Origin of the sequence: Pseudomaricurvus sp., from assembly GCF_965662505.1 — a bacterium.
Classification (GTDB): domain Bacteria; phylum Pseudomonadota; class Gammaproteobacteria; order Pseudomonadales; family Cellvibrionaceae; genus Pseudomaricurvus.
The window spans coordinates 1-17,131 of the sequence record NZ_CBFIHX010000080.1 but is presented as its reverse complement, the minus strand read 5'-3'; the positions used below and the strand labels follow the sequence as shown (position 1 = coordinate 17,131).

The 17,131-nt window shown below is 53.1% G+C and carries 13 protein-coding genes and 1 tRNA gene; 5 read left to right on the top strand and 9 right to left on the bottom strand.

Annotation, left to right across the window (positions count from 1 at the left end; translation table 11 throughout):
- From ACTG33_RS11635 to fabA, 3 genes are all read right to left on the bottom strand, one after another.
- The coding region (locus ACTG33_RS11635) for a hypothetical protein (RefSeq protein ID WP_439135385.1) at window positions 1-200 on the bottom strand (200 nt) is incomplete at its 3' end.
- A gap of 303 nt (window positions 201-503) precedes the next feature.
- Window positions 504-1,721 (bottom strand): beta-ketoacyl-ACP synthase I, encoded by a 1,218-nt coding sequence (gene fabB, locus ACTG33_RS11630; protein ID WP_439135384.1) that lies wholly within the window; start codon window positions 1,719-1,721, stop codon window positions 504-506.
- A 91-nt stretch (window positions 1,722-1,812) separates the two neighbouring features.
- Window positions 1,813-2,337 (bottom strand): 3-hydroxyacyl-[acyl-carrier-protein] dehydratase FabA, encoded by a 525-nt coding sequence (gene fabA / locus ACTG33_RS11625; RefSeq protein ID WP_439135386.1) that lies wholly within the window; start codon window positions 2,335-2,337, stop codon window positions 1,813-1,815.
- A gap of 293 nt (window positions 2,338-2,630) precedes the next feature.
- On the opposite strand from fabA, the gene galU reads away from it, so the two are divergent.
- Complete coding sequence (galU, locus tag ACTG33_RS11620) at window positions 2,631-3,464, top strand: UTP--glucose-1-phosphate uridylyltransferase GalU (protein WP_439135383.1); 834 nt, start codon at window positions 2,631-2,633, stop codon at window positions 3,462-3,464.
- A gap of 149 nt (window positions 3,465-3,613) precedes the next feature.
- On the top strand, window positions 3,614-4,963 hold the full coding sequence (locus tag ACTG33_RS11615) for a phosphomannomutase (protein WP_439135382.1): 1,350 nt from the start codon (window positions 3,614-3,616) through the stop codon (window positions 4,961-4,963).
- A gap of 84 nt (window positions 4,964-5,047) precedes the next feature.
- Here ACTG33_RS11615 and ACTG33_RS11610 read toward each other — a convergent pair whose 3' ends face one another.
- Window positions 5,048-6,337, bottom strand: coding sequence for an NAD(P)/FAD-dependent oxidoreductase (locus ACTG33_RS11610; protein ID WP_439135381.1), 1,290 nt, complete (start codon window positions 6,335-6,337; stop codon window positions 5,048-5,050).
- Between the two features lie 234 nt (window positions 6,338-6,571).
- Between ACTG33_RS11610 and ACTG33_RS11605 the strand changes: the two genes are divergently transcribed.
- Together ACTG33_RS11605 and ACTG33_RS11600 are read left to right on the top strand one after the other, a co-directional pair.
- A tRNA-Leu gene (locus tag ACTG33_RS11605) sits at window positions 6,572-6,658 on the top strand.
- 303 nt (window positions 6,659-6,961) lie between these two features.
- Complete coding sequence (locus ACTG33_RS11600; RefSeq protein ID WP_439135380.1) at window positions 6,962-7,591, top strand: GNAT family N-acetyltransferase; 630 nt, start codon at window positions 6,962-6,964, stop codon at window positions 7,589-7,591.
- 26 nt (window positions 7,592-7,617) lie between these two features.
- Here the strand turns inward: ACTG33_RS11600 and ACTG33_RS11595 are convergent, their stop codons facing one another.
- Window positions 7,618-9,801, bottom strand: a complete 2,184-nt coding sequence (locus ACTG33_RS11595; protein WP_439135378.1) for a cation:dicarboxylate symporter family transporter — start codon at window positions 9,799-9,801, stop codon at window positions 7,618-7,620.
- 275 nt (window positions 9,802-10,076) lie between these two features.
- Between ACTG33_RS11595 and ACTG33_RS11590 the strand changes: the two genes are divergently transcribed.
- A complete protein-coding gene (locus tag ACTG33_RS11590; RefSeq protein ID WP_439135377.1) occupies window positions 10,077-10,982 on the top strand; it encodes a serine hydrolase in 906 nt (301 codons plus the stop codon).
- Between the two features lie 66 nt (window positions 10,983-11,048).
- Here the strand turns inward: ACTG33_RS11590 and ACTG33_RS11585 are convergent, their stop codons facing one another.
- The 4 genes from ACTG33_RS11585 to ACTG33_RS11570 form a co-directional block, all read right to left on the bottom strand.
- Window positions 11,049-12,341, bottom strand: coding sequence for a serine hydrolase (locus ACTG33_RS11585; RefSeq protein WP_439135376.1), 1,293 nt, complete (start codon window positions 12,339-12,341; stop codon window positions 11,049-11,051).
- A 59-nt stretch (window positions 12,342-12,400) separates the two neighbouring features.
- Window positions 12,401-15,331: a PEP/pyruvate-binding domain-containing protein gene (locus tag ACTG33_RS11580; RefSeq protein ID WP_439135375.1), complete on the bottom strand. Its 2,931-nt coding sequence runs from the start codon at window positions 15,329-15,331 to the stop codon at window positions 12,401-12,403.
- A gap of 115 nt (window positions 15,332-15,446) precedes the next feature.
- Window positions 15,447-16,835 carry an NTP/NDP exchange transporter gene (locus ACTG33_RS11575; protein ID WP_439135374.1) on the bottom strand — a complete coding sequence of 463 codons (1,389 nt, stop codon included), beginning with the start codon at window positions 16,833-16,835 and terminating at the stop codon, window positions 15,447-15,449.
- A gap of 48 nt (window positions 16,836-16,883) precedes the next feature.
- On the bottom strand, window positions 16,884-17,131 hold a 248-nt coding region (locus ACTG33_RS11570), incomplete at its 5' end, for a hypothetical protein (protein WP_439135373.1).

Here is a 17,131-nt window from a genome sequence, read left to right as displayed (position 1 = left end):
TCGCTGGGCGATCCGGAGAGTGACTGGGGATTGCTGGTGAGCTGGCATGTCAGTTCCAGTTCGCGCTGCAATTCTTCCGCCAGCAGAATGTTGTCGATACTCCGCACTGGAGTATAGAGCAGCAGTTGGTGCACGGTGGGGGTGGTGGCGTCTTGTTTGTAAGAGGCAGTCTCTTCTCGCAGGGCATAAGTCGGGGGCATCACAACGGTCTCCATACCTGTTGATGTTGGGTAGCACTGACGGATGAAAAGATCGACTCGAGAGAATCGGTGATAAGGGTCAGCGCTGGAATAATACCCGAGCATCCTTGTCGGGCAGCCCGTAGAGTAGCGTCACCCATCCGCGGAAATCAATTCAGGGGTTGGGACGAGGTTCTCAGTTTGAGCGCTTCTCTGGAAGCTTTAGGGGAGACTTCATGCTTTGTAATGAGGTGTTTGGAGGGGTGGTAAAACGAAAAAGCCCGGCAAGGCGCCGGGCTTTTTGTTGGGTGTTTGCGTCGAAGGTCAGTCTTCGTAGCGCTGGAACACCAGGCTGGCGTTGGTGCCGCCAAAGCCGAAGCTGTTGGACATGATACGACTGAGGGTCTTATCGTCCTGACGCTGGGTAACGATGTTCATGCCCTGGGCTTTCTCGTCCAGGTTTTCCACGTTGGCGGATGCGCAGATGAAGTTGTTCTCCATCATCAGCAGGCTGTAGATGGCTTCCTGAACGCCGGTAGCACCGAGAGAGTGACCCGTCAGAGACTTGGTGGAGCTGATTGCGGGAGTTGTCTCAGGGAAGACCTCAGCAATGGCGTTAAGCTCAGCCAGATCGCCCACCGGGGTGCTGGTGCCGTGAGAGTTAATGTAGTCCAGATCACCCTCGACGTTTTGCAGTGCCTGACGCATGCAGCGCGCAGCGCCTTCGCCGGATGGAGCAACCATATCGTAGCCGTCGGAGGTGGCGCCGTAGCCAACCAGTTCAGCGTAGATTTTCGCGCCGCGGGCCTTGGCGTGTTCCAGTTCTTCGATCACCAGACAGCCGCCGCCGCCAGCAATGACGAAGCCGTCACGGTCGGCGTCATAGGCGCGGGATGCTTTGTCGGGAGAATCATTGTACTTGGTGGACAGGGCACCCATGGCGTCGAACAGAGCGGTCAGGCTCCAGTGTTCTTCTTCACCGCCACCGGCAAACACGACATCCTGTTTGCCCAGTTGGATCAGCTCCATGGCGTTACCAATACAGTGAGCACTGGTGGCGCAGGCGGAGGAGATGGTGTAGTTAACGCCCTTGATTTTGAACGGCGTTGCCAAACAGGCAGAGGTGGTGCTGCTCATGGTCTGGGTGACACGGTAAGGCCCTACACGCTTGAGGCCTTTCTCCCGCAGGATGTCAGCGGCTTCCACCAGGTTTTTGGAGGACGCGCCTCCGGAACCCATAATGATACCGGCGCGCTCGCTGGAAACCTGCTCTTCGGTCAGGCCTGCATCGGCAATGGCCTGTTCCATGGAAATATAAGAATAGGCTGCCGCTTCGCCCATAAAACGGAGGGTTTTGCGGTCGATTTTTTCTTTCAGGTCGATATCGATACTGCCGGCAACATGGCTGCGAAAGCCCATCTCCTGGTATTCCGGTTGGAATTTGATGCCGGAGCGCCCCTCTTTCAGGGAGTCCAGAACAGTCTCTTTATCGTTACCCAGGCAGGACACAATGCCCATGCCAGTAACCACAACGCGTTTCATAAGCTTCCTCTAAATGCTGTGCCACTGTTTCTCTTTTCACGGTAACTGATCGCCGTTAAAGAGCAATGAATATAGTTAAGACCAGAAAATCTTAAAAGCTATCCGTGTCTTGAAATAAGCCGACACGCAGATCTTTAGCGGTGTAGATTTCTCTGCCATCCACGCTCACGCTGCCGTCAGCAATGCCCATGATCAGTTTGCGCTCAATGACGCGCTTGAGGGTGATGCGATAGGTGACTTTTTTGGCTGTGGGTAAAACCTGACCGGTAAACTTCACTTCACCGGAACCCAGCGCGCGGCCTTTGCCTTCGTTGCCTTTCCAGGCAAGGAAGAAGCCAACCAGTTGCCACATGGCATCCAGACCGAGACAGCCAGGCATCACCGGGTCACCGGGGAAGTGGCATTCGAAGAACCAAAGGTCAGGGTTGATGTCCAGCTCGGCAACGATCTCACCTTTGCCGAATTCGCCACCGTCCACGGTGATGCTGGTAATACGGTCGAGCATCAACATGTTGGGGATAGGCAGCTGTGCGTTTCCGGGCCCGAACATGCGGCCATCGCCACATTCCAGCAGGTCATCGCGGGTATAAGCGTTCTTTCTGTTGGATACATCCATCATAAGGTTTTGGCTCTACGTTCGAAAAACAGGTGGTTGACGATTCGCAACCACAAAGGGAGCCCATTCTACCGGTTGCTGGGGGCATGTCTAGACTGACTGGTCATCTGTGGGTGGGTATTTTGGCCATGCCCCTTCCTGAAAATCGCCAAGAGTCTCAAGAATGTGGAGAATATTTCACGTCCTGTGAAATGGATCAGCGTTGGCCAGCAATTTGCAATCTAAGTGTAGTATTCTTGGTTGATTCTTCAATGAAGCAAGAATGCGCTATTTTAATGCAAGGATATGACTTTATGATTCAGAAATGCCTTTTCCCGGTCGCCGGCTACGGCACCCGATTCCTTCCCGCTACCAAATCCATGCCCAAAGAAATTCTCCCTATCGTTAACAAGCCTCTTGTCCAGTATGGCGTAGAAGAAGCTATTCAGGCTGGTCTGGTTGATATCGGTATGGTGACTGGTCGTGGGAAACGCTCCATCGAAGATCATTTTGACGTCAATTATGAGCTGGAGCATCAAATTTCCGGTAGTGATAAAGAAGAATACCTGACCAGTATTCGCGAAGTAATGGACAAAGCCGCTTTCTCTTTTACTCGTCAGGTAGAAATGCGTGGTCTTGGGGATGCGATCCTCAACGGCAAACGACTGATCGGTGATGAGCCGTTTGGTGTGGTGTTGTCGGATGACCTTTGTCTGCCCGCTGAGGACGGCGAGGGCGTTATGGCACAAATGGTTAAATTGTTTAAACAGTTTCGCTGTAGCATTGTGGCGATTCAGGAAGTGCCTGATGATTTGATTCACAAATTTGGTGTGATCGAAGGTGAACAGATCAAAGACGGTTTGTTCCAAGTGACCGGTATGGTGGAAAAACCTGCACTGGAAGATGCACCCAGTAATCTGGCGATCATCGGTCGTTACATTCTGACACCCGATATTTTCGACATCATTGAAGACACGCCTCCAGGCAAAAACGGGGAAGTGCAAATCACCGATGCCTTGCTGACTCAGGCAAAGAACGGCTGTGTTCTGGCTTACAAATTTAAAGGCCGTCGCTTCGATTGCGGTAGTGTTGAAGGCTTTGTTGAAGCCACCAACCATGTCTACGAAAATATTTACAAAGCCAAGTAATTGCAAAACCAAGTAAAAGCCTGGCGCGTAATATTTTCAAGAAAGTAAACATACAGGGAAAGATGCCGCGTGTGGTCTGAAACATGGCCACACACTATTCGGTTTTCTAAAATACAGTCAACGATGATCAAGACGTTTAAGGATCGAGCATGACGGAACTTACCTGCTTTAAAGCTTACGACATTCGCGGTCGTTTGCCGGACGAGCTGAACGACGATGTGGTCTACCGTGTGGGCCGCGCCTACGCAGAGTTTTTGAAACCCGAAAAAGTTGTGATTGGTCACGATATTCGTCTCTCCAGTGCCGAGTTAACGGATGCGCTGGCTAGGGGGTTGATGGATGCCGGTGTGGATGTGATCCATATTGGCCAGTGTGGCACCGAAGAAATTTACTTCGCGACTTTTCATTTGGGCGTAGACGGTGGCATTTGTGTGACCGCCAGTCACAACCCAAAAGATTACAACGGTATGAAGCTGGTGAAGAAGGGCTCTCGCCCCATCAGTGGTGATACCGGTCTCAATGACATCAAGGCAATGGCCGAGGCCAATGATTTTGCGCCGGTGGGTCAGCGAGGCACGCTGGAGCATCTGGATAATCGCGCGCCTTACATTGAGCACCTGTTGGGTTATGTTGAAAAGGACAAGCTCAAGCCGCTAAAAGTTGTGGTCAATGCCGGTAACGGTGGTGCGGGTCTGGCGATCGACGCCATTGAGTCTTTTTTGCCGTTTGAATTTATCAAAGTGCATCACGAGCCGGATGGTAATTTCCCGCACGGCGTACCGAATCCGTTACTGGAAGAAAATCGGCCACCCACTGAAGCTGCGATTAAAGAGCATGGTGCTGATCTGGGCATTGCCTGGGATGGCGATTTTGACCGCTGTTTCTTTTTTGATTCCACTGGTCGTTTTATCGAAGGGTACTATCTGGTTGGTTTACTGGCCGAAACCTTCCTGCTGAAAAACCCGGGTTCAAAAATCGTGCACGACCCTCGCCTCACCTGGAACACAGAAGCCATTTGCGAAAAGATGGGTGGCGTTGCCATTCAGAGCAAAACCGGTCACGCTTTCATCAAAGAGCGCATGCGTTCTGAAGATGCGGTGTATGGCGGTGAAATGAGTGCGCACCATTACTTCCGGGATTTCGCTTACTGCGACAGCGGTATGATTCCGTGGCTACTGGTGACCGAGTTGATGAGCCGTACCGGCAAGAGTCTGGCGGAGTTGGTGGATGAGTGCATCGAGTTGTTTCCCTGCAGCGGTGAAATCAACAACAAGATCGAAGATCCCAAAGCAGCGTTGGCAGCTGTGGAAGCTCACTACAAAGACAGCGCCTCGGCGGTGGACTACACCGATGGCCTGAGCATGAGCTTTGGCGATTGGCGTTTTAACTTGCGAATGTCCAACACCGAGCCGGTGGTTCGTTTGAATGTGGAAACACGTGGTAACTACGGTTTGATGGAAGAAAAGCGCGATGAACTGCTGAGTGTGATGGGCGTTTAATCCAGTCCACTCTCTCGTCGAAACAAAAAAGCCAGCGATTATCCGCTGGCTTTTTTGATGGGTGTGTATCGGCTGGGAAGCGGATTAGCGCAGCTTCTCCAGCATCTTGTAATACCACATACCCGCCGCCAGCGCCTGATTGCCAAACCACTCATTCAGTGGAATGCGGATGTGGTTCATATTGGCAAAGGCATCAAACTCGGTCAGCGATCCGCTGATGGCATTGGCCATAATCTCACCCATGATATGAGTGGTGGCGACCCCGTGGCCGGAGTAGCCCTGACAATAAAACACGTGATCTGACAGCTTACCCAGTTGCGGGATGCGGTTGATGACGATGCCTGCCATGCCAGTCCACTCGTATTCGATTTCCACACCTTTCAGACGGGGAAACGTCTTTTCGATGGCAGGGCGCAATTCATTGGCCACGCTCTTGGAGTCGCGACCGGAATAGTTGGTGCCGCCACCAAACATCAGTCGCTTGTCGGCGGTCAGTCGGTAATAGTCCAGCACAAAACGACAGTCGTACACCGCCAGATCTTTCGGGTTGATGGCGTTGGCTACCTCTTCGCCCAAAGGCTTGGTCACCAGATTCCCCAGTGAGGCGGGGAAAATCGTGCCCATCAATTTCTTGCGAGCCAGCTTATGGTAGGCGTTACCAGCCAACAATACGGAGTTGGCGGTTACCCGCCCTTTGGCGGTTACCACTGCAGGCGTATCGCCATGAATGATGTCTTCCACGGGTGAGTTCTCGAAAATCAACGCACCCATGGATTCCGCGGCTCTGGCTTCGCCGATGCACAGATTCAGCGAATGCAGGTGCATATTGCGGGTATTCAGCAGTCCGCCGTGGTAAATCGGGCTTTCCAGATAGTCGGGGATATCCGCTTTTGAGAGCAGTTGGACGTCGTCGCCCATGCCGCGACGGCTGGCTTCCTCGTGCATGGCTTCCAGTTCTGCCATGTGTGAAGGCTTATAGGCCGCCTGCAAGTGTCCATGCTTCAGATCACAATGGATGCCGTACTTTTCCACCCGCTTCTTAATAATGTCGTGGCCGCGCCAGCGCATATTCCAGACAAACTCTTCCGCATCGCCAGCCCAGGTCTTGCGCAGTTGTTTGGTCATGGCCTGATCGCCAGACAAACTGCCTGTGACCTGACCGCCATTGCGTCCGGTAGCGCCCCAACCAATCTTGTTGGCTTCAATGATGGCGACCTTCAAACCCTTCTCGGCCAGCTCTACCGCTGTGGCCACCCCGGTGAAACCGCCACCAATAATGGCGACATCGACGCGCACTTCCCCCTCCAGTTGTGGATAGTCTGTTTCCTGATTGATGCTGGCGGTGTAATAGGAGTTGCAGCGCTGTGACGTCATAGGGCACCCAAGTGATCAATGATAAAGCGTTAAAGTTGAATGATAGTTCGGTATTCTATCGGTGGTAATCGGTGAAGTCCATGCCTGCCGCTGCGATGGACGTACAGCGCCAGTGATCCAACATGGGGGCAATAGCCGGCGGAAGATAAAATTCTGAAAAAAGTACAGCCTGATGATTGACAAGCTACCCTGAGGTCACTAATATGCGCCTCCTCAACAGGCACAGCCTGTTAAGCCCAGGTGGTGAAATTGGTAGACACGCTAGCTTCAGGTGCTAGTGCTCGCAAGGGCGTGGCGGTTCAAGTCCGCCCCTGGGCACCATACTTAAGGGATTGATTTTAAAGTCAATTTCTTCAAAAAAGGTCGATAATCTGTTTAAGATTGTCGGCCTTTTTTCGTTTCAGCGGTCTTCTCTCGAAAGTTGGCTCGCAGTGAAAGTTTCGACGTGCGTTATTTCCCCTCATCCTCATTGACTTGCCAGAACCCCAGCTTCCTCTCTGTTGAATGAATGGCTGGTGGTGTACTGGCCAGCCATTCTTGTATATTGCAGACTCTGTGTTAGACAGGGTGATTCGTCAGCCCGGTGAAACAGAATGAAATGATAGCGGGATAATGGAGGATTTCGTGGCACTTACAGTACGCAAAGCCAAACCAGCAGTACGCAAAGCCAAGCCAGATGACAAAGGGGCGATAGCAGAGCTCATTTACAGTTCCGGTACGGATGTTTACGACTATCTGTACGGCGACAAGGCTCTGGAGTATTTACGTTACGAATTTGCTTCCGGTCAGGGACTGGCCGGATACCGTAATGTCACCGTTGCCGTAGCTGAAGATGAAGAGGTCGTCGGCGCAGGATGCTTTTACGGTGCAGATCGTTATCCGGAATTGATTGAAGGAAGCGTGGCGAATATGACGGCGTTTTTTGGTGAAGAAAACGTTATGCCAGTATTGCTCCGCTCGAGTCATGCGGGCAGTGTGATGAAACCGCCTCGTGAGGGTGAGGTGTACTTGTCCAATTTTGGTGTGTCACCCTCCGTGCGCAGTCAGGGAGTGGGTTCGCAAATGATTCAGTCCGCTCTGGCACGTGCGAAAGCAGAAGGTTTTCGTGTGTTTGGTCTGGACGTTTCCACCGAAAACCCCAGAGGCCAAGCGCTGTATGAGCGTCTGGGACTCAAGGTTGTCGACGAAAAGTCATTCTCAGATAAAGAGGCTGGGGTATCGTCAGCCCGTAAGATGGAGATGGCCATCATTTAAGTCTGGGCTGGGCTTTCCCAGCCGACTTACTCCACCCAATGTAAGACATCCCGCACAATAGACCACCGCGGTTTGGTGCTCTCCGCTCCCTTGCCTTCAATCCAGTAATAGTAAGACTGTTCGACAATGCCGGCGTTGATGGCAAAGGTCACCCACTCGTTAACCCTCTCGCCGAAGGCGGTATCGTACAGCGGCAATCCGAATGACGATGACAGCTTAACGGGGTTGGGTTTGGGGGCGACGACGGTGTATTCCGGATGTAGCAGGGTCCAGGCTGAGGCGTTTTCCATCGGCATCAGGAAAGCGTCCAGTTCCGGGTGTTCACCTTCGAAGAAGGGCTGCCAGAACTCGAGCGTGACGTATTCCACATTCATTCCGCCGAAGTAGCGATCCATGCTGTTAATCATTTGTTGATGATTGAGGGGGATGCCAATCGTCAGTTGTTCGTGCCGGCGAATTTTTTTCAGCGTGCTGAATTCATTGCGCTGATCGTCTTTGACGGCCAAGCCGACGGTACCGAGTAAATAAGGTTCGGAGAGTTTGACTTGGTTGAACCAGTAAGGGCGATACCAGACGCCTGGCATAATGTCGATTGCGCCGTTTTCCAGCATGTCGGGCATGGTTGGCCAGTGAATGGGGACAAATTCGGCTTTGACGCCCAGGGCGGCCGCCAGGTGTTGTCCCATTTCAACATCAAAACCAACGAGCTCATCATAAGCATTGATAAAACTCATGGGCAGGTTGTGTGGGTCGTAACCTATTCGCAGCGTACCGCGGCTTAGAACTCTCTCCAGCAAGTTGGGGTGAGAGTGGTCTTTGCTGGTCAGGGGCTCGTGTGAGGTTAGGTGGTGTTCGGGTGTTGGCGAAACCGTTTCAAGCTCTCGGTGGACAATGGTCTCGACCACGGAGCTGGGCTGGCGCATATGAGTCAGTTTTTGATCCATGTTGTACTCGAACTTAAAAAAGGTCGAGAAGGCCGTTTGCATCACCAGTGCGCTGAGTAGGCAGCTGGCGATAATGGCGCCCAGTGACAACAGGATTCGGCTCCCTTTAAAGACCAGAAAGCCACCCATGGCACCAGCCCCCAGCAGGGCAAACACCAGAAGGTTCATGGCTGTGACCATGGAATCAAATTTGCCGGTGAGAATGGTGGTGGGGATGTACAACTGAAAAGTGTCGTGGGGTAAGCCAAAGATATCCAGCAGAAAAGGCAGTGCTATCTGGGCTTTGGCGAAGTAACTGGGAATGCCGGCGGCAAACAGAGTAGGGAAGTCAGTGAAGGGCATAGGAGCACCACTGAGCCATGCCGCGAACGGGACGAACAACAGGGTAAGCAGTTTGCCGGCGTTGGGAAAGTTGAACATTACCGGAATCATGACTTCGGCTGTCGAATTGGACGTGTCATCCAGCAATCCGTGTTGTTCCATTAATGCTTTGGCGCGGTCTGCAAGAATGGGCAATACGATAAATGCGCTGTTGGCGACAAATGCCGTCAGCAATGCCGCATGAGCGACACCGACAACTTCCCGATAGCTGAATGGGGTCACGGCAGTGACCATTAACGGCAGGATGATAAATGCCAGCAGAATGGCGGCCACAGCAAACGCAATGAAATAGACCTCCAGCATTTGCAGCATGGCAAAATCCATCGTGCCTGCTGCGGCGGCGGAAATCGCAAATACGCCAATGGGTGTCAGGCTGATGATCATGCGGGTAATGGCGATAATGGCCCGGTTCCAGGTTCGCAAGGGTTTCAGTAAATTCTCTTTGTCGTCGAGAGCAAGCAGACCGATCCCCACCAGGCAGCTGAACAAGACGACAGCGGGCACGACATTACGAGACAGAGAGTCAAACAGATTTGAGGTGAAATAGATCTCGGTGAGCGAGAGGGGCTGGTGAGGCTCGACCAGTGAGCTGCTGTAGAAAGAAGCGTTCTCCACATCGGGAAAGGTAAACGGGACAATCAGCAGTACCAGACAGGTGAACGCCCAAATGAGCAGCAGTAAAATCGCGCCCCTGGCCGCCATGCGTTTGGCATTGGAGGGGGATAAGCTGCCGAAAGCCAACACCAGTGCCGTCATCAGATAGGGCAACACAGTCATTTGCATCAAGCGGATGTAAATGTCCCCCAGGGGCTCCAGTACTTGAGCGTATTCTCCGAAAAACAATCCGGTGAAAATACCCAATCCTAACCCTGTCAGGATTTTCATCGAGAGGCTGCTGTTTGTTATTCGGCTAACCAGTGGCATAACTCATCCTTGTCCCCGAGTTCGAAGATCCATAATAGCCAAGTCGAGGGGGTTTTGCCTCCTTGTGATGTCGCCGAAGTGCCTCTCTTTTGTTTCTGCGGAAAAGGGACTATCGTGAAGAGTGTGAATTCCGGTGCGTGTCATTCTGCGCTGTGTTTGCCTCATTTCAGCTGAGGGTCGCCAAAGTGTTAAGTCCATTCAGAGTTGTGTCATGGTTGCTGCCGCTGGTTTTAGTGATGTCGATCACACCTCGATCAACGGCTTCGGAGCCAATGGTTTCAAAGAAAACGGCTTCCGGTGATGCCACTCAGACCATGCGCCGGCGAGATCCGCCATACCTGCTGCATCACACCGACGAGACCTTGCAGACCGGACTGATGAATCTGCTTCGCCAGCGCGGTTTGTGGAAGTACGCCAACAGTAAAGCCCTTGCGTTGGGGGTTGTGGACATTACGGATCTGGATAATCCGCGTTACGCGGCCATTAACCCTAATCATATGATGTACGCCGCCAGTTTGCCCAAAATCGCCATTTTGTTGGGTGTCTATCACCGGATCGAGGATGGAGACCTGCAGCTAACCCCTGAGCTGAAGGACAAAATGACCCGCATGATTCGCTCATCCAGCAACACCGCAGCCACGGAATTGCTGGATTTAGTGGGCCGGCAATACCTCATCGATTTGCTGAAGTCACAGCAGTTGCGTTTGTACGATAGCGACTATAACGGCGGCCTCTGGGTTGGAAAGGCCTATGCCAAAAAAGGAGCTTACCAGCGCGATCCTCTGCACAATCTCTCACACGGCGCTACGGTGTATCAGACCCTGCGTTTTTTCTACCTGTTGGAAATTGGTCGCCTGGTGGATGACAAGTTCTACGCAAGCATGAAAGAAACGCTCTCAAAGCCGGCGATCTCACACAAGTTTGTGGCGGGGTTGCGCGGGCGGTCGGGTGTGAAGATGTATCGGAAGTCTGGCACCTGGCGCGATTATCACGCTGATGTAGCGCTGGTGGAAGTCAAAGGCCGTCGGATGATTATGGTAGGGATTGTTCAGAACCCGCAGGGTGGCAAGTGGCTGCAACAACTGGCCGAGCCACTGCTGGATCTGGTGCTGGATTCGGCCGACGGCAAAATCGATCATTAATCAGAGCTGTCTTTCTGTTTTTATTTAGAACTGTCTTCCAGTTTCTATTTAGAGCTGTCCTCTTGCTTAGGGTTGTTTGTCGGCCGGTGGTTGTGGAGATGGTATCGTTTGTGGAGTTTGTGGAGGTTCGGGATGCGCCGCCTCAATGATTTTGTGAATTTCCTTGGCCAGCGCCTGATGATCGTAAGCGGAGTTCTTGCGCAGCACATTGGAAATCAGCATCACCAGATAGTGCATTTTTCTTTCCTTCGCGGGGCTCTCAACGATGGCAAATGAGTTCATGTAGTTTTTGACGTTGCCCTTGTACTTGCCACAGTGAAACCCTTCCTCTTTCTGACAGCTGTACAGCGAGCCGGACTTAAAGTAGACCGCTGACTTGTTCAGCGACGGCGCAGAAGCATAACGTATACGGCGCTCGGTGACGTAGAGCAGACGCTTGATTTCGCGGCTGGAGAATTCATCGATCAATTCCCCCTGTTCCATGAGCAGCCCATAGCGCATCAACTGACGAGCAGTGGCGTAGCTGTTGCCCGCGCCGGGGACATTCCTTTTGCCTTGATGGGTAAAAAAACTGCCTTGACGGAACTGTGCCAAATCAAAACCGTTGCGCTCCAGTGGCTCATAGAAGGTGGTGCGAAACAAAGCGGTGAGATCCTTTTTCGGTGTGGTGGCGAAAAACTCGTGGATTTCCACTTCCGAAACCGGATAGCGATCCCCGAACTGCCGCATCAACATGGCATCGCGCATCAGCATGCCCGCTGCGGAGTTGGAGCTGGGTGAGACCATCCAGTCGAGGTATTCGTACACGGAAGCGGTGTCACCGTCTTGTAAAGGACGACGCGTGAGCTTGCCGGTGTCCATATCAAACAGGCGCACGGTGTGGTGATCGGAGTGAGAGAAACTGTCCGCTGTAATCATCGCGGTTTTCAAAATACGTTTGCGGTCGTCCACATCGGGCCAGTTATCCGCCAGAGCCTGAAAGATGGCCAGGGCAACCACCAGCTTGCCGACGCTGCCGACATTTTGCTTATAGTCTTCCCGATGCTCTGCGTAGCGAGGATTATCCGGGTCGGTCAAATCCAGCACGGCGATGCCGTAAGCGTGGCTATGACTGCCGAGCAGTTCGGTAATCTGACGGGTGAATTCAGGGTCTTCTGCGGGAATGGTCAGTGATTTCTTATTCAGTAATCGCGGTTCCACTTCCGTCAGAGGCAACATCGCACCGGGTGGCTGTTTGGGGCCGGGAATGAAGCCTTCAGTGGCTCGCCGTGAAGCCTCAAGGCGTCGGATACCGGTTTCCTCGTAGCCATCCAGTGGGTAGGCCTGCAGGGGCAGTGGCGCTCCACAAACAATCATCATCAGGATTATCCGTGAGAATACTGTCTGTGAGTTCGTTAGCCGTGCGCGCGTTTTGTTATTCATTGGGGCACCTCCTGGAGGTTTACAGTCCGGCCTTGTGTGGAGTTAAGGGTCTTGTCCATCTGCTGGAGGTAAGCGTTGTTCTGTGCGCCTTTGCTCTCCAGGAATGGACGAATCTGAAACAGCCGTAACTCACCATTGAGAAAACCAAATTCTACATCCGCGGCGGCGGGGTTGCCGTCATCATCGGTGATGGTGGGGAATTTTATCGGCAGTTCATCGCGGGCGAAGACGATCAATCGCTCAATTTCTTTCGGCTGCAGTACTGCATCAGCGCCTGAAGACGGCAGCTTGTGAATACCGCCATTGTCGTTAAGCACTCTGCGCTCAGGCGCGGTTGCGGTCGCCATCACACGCACCGAACCGTCGCGGGTATTAATCCGCAGGGACTCCGCAGCCTGACCGTCAACCGCGCCGCCCAGTCCTTCATTGACAGCGACCGAGATGGTCTGCAAATCACCGGTATCCAGATCCTGAGTCACTAACACACCGGATTTATCAGAGGGTACGGCTTGCAGCAGCAGAATGGAGGTGTACACGTGTTCCGGACTTTCCATGTGGGATTGCCGCCAGGCAAAAGCGCGCTCGGTAAACGGTGACGCCCAGACTCTCGCAATCGCCTGCATCAATGCATCGAAGCCGACAACATTGGGCAGCGTGAGGTTGAGACCGGCACCGGTAAAACCGGGTAAGTCTTCCACATTGGTATCGGAGCGGACAAAGACGCCGGTTTGCTGCGTGCCAAAGGTGTCTTTCATGGCGGTTGCCAGGCGCGAACGGAACTGGTCGCTGGGTTTGGTGTTGAGGATGAGCTGATACAGCTCGTTGCGGAAATCTTCTGTCCGGTTTTTTCGTTGTGCTGAGTTTTCCGGCAGGGTTTCCAGTGAACGGTATTGATCGACCATCCACTGATAAATGCTTTGCCCAGAGTTTTTGTAGGGATTGTCCAGCACTTCGGCTTTAAAAATCCCAAAGGGAATGGCGACGCCGGGCGCCACTGCGCTGGGGAAACTGTGGCGCAATTCGCCGAGCTTGGCCGCTTTGGGCCCTACGGTGCGTCCAGAGTCTTTGGCTCGCAGATCGTCCAGACTGATAAATTCCTGCACCGACAGATCGAGCTTGTCGATGTCGGGACGAATCACTACGCCGGACGCCGACTGGTTATCCGCAAAGCGCTGTTGCCACTCCGAATCATAGGGTGAGAGTTCCACCAATCCCGAGGGGCTGACCGCCATCACAATCTGCTCGCCATCGTGCGCTCTTAATTGCGGGATCATGTCCTCGTTGACCGAGACGTTGGGTATGCCCAGATTTCGAGCCAGCAGCTGCACGTGAGACAGCGGGTTGCCTTCGCCTGCAGTCAGGATGCCGGCAATGGGGGGCAGATCAGAAACGGTTTCGGGCAACAGATACACACCCTGTGGGGAAAAGGCATCCATGTTTTCAATGTCCGGATTAGCGTGCAGCTCACCTTTAGCAATGCCGGGATTGAGGGCATTAAAGCCAACCCCGACACTCTTGCCAAAAATGGTGTGTCGGACGCCGGCCAGCCGGTTGCTGTCCTGCGAGAGTGTGTCCAAAACCTGAGAATAAAACAGCAATGGGCTACCCCTCAGTTGATCCTGAATAAACAGAATGGCCTGAGGTTCGATCTGCGCGAGCTTCTGCATGGCCTCGTAGAAGAAAAACCGCATGTTCTGAGTGGCCCAGCCCGGAATTCTGCCAAGGTAACGCAGTTCTTTCAGGTAGACACTGAGATCGACCTTGTCAGCGGACAGTTGTGCCAGGCTGTCGGTGGCGGCATGCAGTTCCCGCTGTTTGATGAGGCCAGCCCCATAGGCCGCCTGAGCGCCCGCCTTTAACAGCTGCACCCGCTGATGACGGGTCAGATTGGGAAGCGTGTCCCGCAGGTCGGTACTGGCACGAAAGTTTTCGTTTTCAATATCCAGTCCAAGATCCAGTATTCTCAGGCGAGCAGTGCGGGTTTTCACCCGGGGGAGATTGTCACGCAAATCGGCCAGCAGCTGGCCGGTAATCTGGTAGCGCTGGAATGCCGAGTCGCTGACTTGCAGTTCACTTCTGGCGTCGTTGAGTAACGTTTGCAACCAGGGCGCACCGGAGAAGTGTTCGTTGATGGCAGCCAGCTCCTCCGCTAACGGTTCGGCCTGGTAGACCTCGTCGATCATGGTGGCGAGGTTCTGATAGCGTTCCGCGAGGGCGGGGTCGGAAACCTGTGCGGCGTATTCCCGAACCCGCTGGGCGTCCTCGGCATCGGGGGCGCCGTGTATCTTGGCGCGTAATTTCATAAACCCTTTGTCTTTGGACGACAGTGCCGCGGATTCCTGACGCACCTTTTGGGAAGAAGCGGTGGCTTCGCCGTGAGCCAGCAGTCGGACACCGGTTCTTAAACTGAGGTAGTGAGTACCAATCCAGGGAGGATGATCAGCCATGTATTGCAGCAGGTCTTTGGCGCCAGCCCGCTCGCCTTCTTCCTGAATAGCGCCGCGATAAAACAGTGCGCGGCGCAAAATCCAGCCATCATCGGCAGCGATTAAGTATTTCTCAACCAGCAGTTGCCCGTAAGTATCCGCGAAGTCGGGTTGATTGACGGTTGTTTCCGGCTCCATGTCCGCCAGAAAGGTCGCAATTTTGTAGCCGTGCTCACGAAGGGTCAGGGTGCGTTGATTCCATTCGCCATGTTGGCGACCGCCGCCGTGGGAAGCGCAGGCATAAGACTTTGGGGGAAGCACTGTGCCGTCGTTGCAGAACCAGCGAATCCGTTCGAACGGCCCTCTGGAGGCCTCTTTCATCTCCTTGATCCATTGCTGGTAGGTCGCCACGGACTTGGGTGGCGGCTCCGTAGCAGTGCTGGCGGATAGGGTTGGGGTTAACGTGATCGTCAGCAGCAAGGCAAGGCATCGAAGCGGCATGGTTTTTCCTGTTATGTCTGTACGTGTTATTAGGGTCTTGGAACAAAACGTTAGAGTTATCCCATAAACATTAGTCGAAAACCCATGAATTGTTGGGGTTCCTCTTGTTTAGGTTTCACTCTTCCTGGGTTTTCGTTTCAGAATCGCGGGGCACCAGTCGGCGGTAATGCTTGCCAATCATTAAGGCGATAATCAACCACACGCACACCAGCAAAATATTGATCAGCGCAAATCCCTGAGTTGAAAGTGCCAGCCAAGTGGTTCCGGCAAACACCAGAGCGGCTGATAGCACATCCCCGGCGCGAACAAAAAAGGTATCAATGGCTTGTTTGGCTTTGTATTTCTGTTCCCTCGTTGTGGGCAGAAACAAAACTTGCCTGACCGTATTCTGCAACGAGTAGTCGGTGGCATTCTCCGCGGTTTTTACCCAGCGTACATACGCAAGTACCGGATAGAAGGCCGCGACGATATACCCACCCAGTGCGATGATGGGAAGAATCATTAAGGCTACCCGAACGCCAAAGAATTTCAGTATTCTCGACACGACAAACAGTTGCAGTACCAGGCCGGCAATGTTCACCACGGTGAAGAAACCCGCGTAGAACTCACCAATAATTTGTTCCTTGCTCAACGGGTAAGAGGGGTTGTCTGCCAGCAGTTGATTGGCACTTTCAAGAACCGTGCGGCCGAGAATGTATTCGCCAGTGGTATTCACCCAGTTCAGCAACAGCATCAGCACAGCAATGAGCAATAGGTAGCGATTGTTAAACACCATGGAAAAACTGCCACCTTCTTTGAGGGGTTCTTCTTCCGCGTGATCGTCTTCCTCTTTCGCTGCTGTATGATTGTCTTCCTTCTTTTGTGGATGACTGTGAGCCGGTTGGGTGGAATTGTGGAGGAAATTGGTAATCAACAGGCTGAACACCAGAATGCCTGCGGCCACCAGCATCATTTGATAGACACCCAGTGACTCGATCAACAGGTGATCCAGGTAACTGCCGGAGACGGCACCGAGTGATGCACCGAAGGCGACAATGACAAACAGTCGTTCCCCTTCCTCGGGGTTGTAGATGTCATTGGCAAACGCCCAGAATTGCGCAGGCACCATCAGGTTAAAAATGCCCACCCAAAGAAAAAACACCACGCCGAGCGGTGTATCAATCTGTGCGAGAAAATAAAACAGCAGTAGGCAGGCTGCAAAAAACAGGGTGACGCCATTGATCAGTAGGCGACGGGAGACCTTACTGGCGAGCCAGCCATAAAAGGGCACGGCCAACAGCAGTAGCATGGCCTGCCCTGCGGCGGCGTAACTTTTAATTTCTGCGCCACCTCCCGCCAAAATCAGGGCTTCTCGCACGGGTTTCAGGACGTAGTATGCGGATAGAATCAGATAAATATTGAGTGCCAGCATCAGTGCGGAAATGGCTTCGCCAGATCTGACTTCGGTAAAAAGGTTGAGAAAGCGTTCCAGCGGTGTCTTGGCGTCTTGCGAGTTGTCGATCACTTCAGTTCCTTGTGTGTGAGTAGAGCTGGAAATTGTGTGTAATAGCCGTTATTGCCAGTGTTCCAGTTGTTTGAGTGGCATGGGCGTCATCGGGCTTATGTGGTTCGGTGCGGGCACTAAATCCGCACGCTGGATGGTCGCAGCAGGCGTGGTGATGGCTTTGGGTAGCGTGTGCCAATCGATCATTTCGGGCTGGTTTTTTACCGTCATGGCTCCCAGCTTTATGTCCTTATTGATTTCCAGCAGCGCCATCGTGCGTGGAGAGCGTGAGGAGCTGCCGATCAGTTTCCGTGGTC

Coding starts and splice junctions, on each gene's coding strand:
- fabB (WP_439135384.1), bottom strand. CDS start 1,721: ATGAAACGCGTTGTGGTTACTGGCATGGGCATTGTGTCCTGCCTGGGT.
- fabA (WP_439135386.1), bottom strand. CDS start 2,337: ATGGATGTATCCAACAGAAAGAACGCTTATACCCGCGATGACCTGCTG.
- galU (WP_439135383.1), top strand. CDS start 2,631: ATGATTCAGAAATGCCTTTTCCCGGTCGCCGGCTACGGCACCCGATTC.
- ACTG33_RS11615 (WP_439135382.1), top strand. CDS start 3,614: ATGACGGAACTTACCTGCTTTAAAGCTTACGACATTCGCGGTCGTTTG.
- ACTG33_RS11610 (WP_439135381.1), bottom strand. CDS start 6,337: ATGACGTCACAGCGCTGCAACTCCTATTACACCGCCAGCATCAATCAG.
- ACTG33_RS11595 (WP_439135378.1), bottom strand. CDS start 9,801: ATGAAAATCCTGACAGGGTTAGGATTGGGTATTTTCACCGGATTGTTT.
- ACTG33_RS11590 (WP_439135377.1), top strand. CDS start 10,077: ATGTCGATCACACCTCGATCAACGGCTTCGGAGCCAATGGTTTCAAAG.
- ACTG33_RS11585 (WP_439135376.1), bottom strand. CDS start 12,341: ATGATGATTGTTTGTGGAGCGCCACTGCCCCTGCAGGCCTACCCACTG.
- ACTG33_RS11580 (WP_439135375.1), bottom strand. CDS start 15,331: ATGCCGCTTCGATGCCTTGCCTTGCTGCTGACGATCACGTTAACCCCA.